Origin of the sequence: Vreelandella indica (assembly GCF_037070225.1) — a bacterium.
Classification (GTDB): Bacteria; Pseudomonadota; Gammaproteobacteria; order Pseudomonadales; family Halomonadaceae; genus Vreelandella; species Vreelandella arctica.
Window position 1 is genome coordinate 1 of sequence record NZ_JBANSO010000082.1, and the last position, 1,682, is coordinate 1,682.

The following is a 1,682-nucleotide window of genomic DNA, read 5'->3' on the forward strand; positions in this document are numbered from 1 at the left end:
CCCCCTCTGTCAGCCTAGTTGTCCGGTTGGCGATATCGCCTAAATCTAATCCAGAGGGAGCGGCATGGAGCCCTTGTGCCACGTTATTCTGCAGAGCGTAAAGCAGCCGTCCTGAAGAAGTTGTTACCACCCCATAATCACAGTGTGGCATCGGTAGCGACAGAGGAAGGCATCTCTGACGCGACGCTGTATAGTTGGTTAAAACAGTGTCGAGTAAAAGGAGTGCCTGTGCCGGGTTACACCCCAGGCGACAGCGAATGGTCGCCCGACGCCAAGCTAGCCGTGGTCATTGAAACCGCCACCCTGTCAGAGGCGGAGCTTGGCGCTTACTGTCGCGAAAAAGGCCTTTATCCCGAGCAAATTCAGCAGTGGAAAGCGGCTTGCCTCGAGGGCGCTGGTCGGCAAGAAGATCAGGAAAAAGCGGCGCACAAGCAGCGTAAAGAAGACCGTAAGACCATCAAGCAGCTCAAAGCGGAAGTGCGCCGCAAAGACAAGGTGTTGGCTGAGACGACATCGTTACTGGTGCTCTCAAAAAAGCTCGAAGCCTTGTACAGCGAAAACCCCGACAGCGGCGAGGACGACTAACGCCGCTCGACGAACGTGCAAGGCTCATCGCGCTATTTGACGAAGCGGTTGTGGGTGGCGCTTCCCGCTATCAAGCAGCCGATATTATCGATGTCAGCGAGCGCACATTAAAGCGTTGGCGATCTGAGTGTGGCGCTGTGGTTGAGGATCAGCGCCCACAGTCGGTGCAAGGCAGGCAGCCGCATCAGCTGTCGCATGAGGAAGAGTGGGCCATTTTGAACACTTGTCATCGTCCCGAGTATCAGAGCTTGCCGCCGTCTCAAATCGTGCCCTTACTGGCAGACAACGGCATCTATCTGGCCTCCGAGTCGTCGTTTTATCGCGTATTGAAAAAGCATCGTCAGCACCACCATCGAGGCCGTGCGAAAGCACGCCGCAGAGTAGCCGCGCCGACCAGTTTTACGGCGACAGGGCCTAACCAAGTCTGGAGCTGGGACATTAGTTACTGTTCTTCCGTTGTGCGTGGTCAGCACTGGTATCTCTATCTGATCGTGGATATCTACAGCCGCAAAATCATTGCCTGGGAAGTTCATGAGACGGAATCGGGCGAGTTGGCTAAACAGCTGATGGAGCGTGCATTATTGCGTGAGAAATGCTGGCACCAGCCACCGGTGTTGCACTCGGATAATGGGGCGCCAATGACGTCCTATACGCTCAAAGCGAGGTTAACCGAGCTAGGGATGTTGATGTCTTACAGTCGACCGAGAGTCAGCAACGACAACCCTTACTCGGAATCGCTGTTCCGCACCGTCAAATATTGCCCAGCGTGGCCCACCAAGGGCTTTACATCGCTGAGCGCGGTACGGGAATGGATGTTGGTGTTCGAACAGGCTTACAACGAGCAGCACCTTCACAGTGGCATCCAATATGTCACACCAGCTGACCGACATCGTGGTGTTGATCGAAAACGCCTTGAACGCCGTAAAGCGGTTTATGAAAGCGCTAAGCGCCGATATCCGCAACGCTGGTCGGGCAGCACCCGAAACTGGGGGGTCACTGGTTCAGTGTCGCTTAACCCAGGAAAAGTGAAGGAAATCGAGCGTAATAAAAAGGCTGCTTAAGCTCAGCCATTTGGACAACTGGGTTGAAAATCACCG

At 54.8% G+C, this 1,682-nt stretch carries 1 protein-coding gene; it reads left to right on the forward strand.

What is annotated here, in order from left to right:
• Positions 1–75 precede the first annotated feature (75 nt).
• Positions 76–1,646, forward strand: a protein-coding gene (locus V8L71_RS20565; protein ID WP_431313204.1) for an IS3 family transposase whose coding sequence is annotated in 2 segments (ribosomal slippage) — positions 76–529 and positions 529–1,646 — 1,572 coding nt in all. Because the reading frame shifts where the segments join, the coding sequence is not laid out codon by codon here.
• The last annotated feature ends 36 nt before the right edge of the window (positions 1,647–1,682 follow it).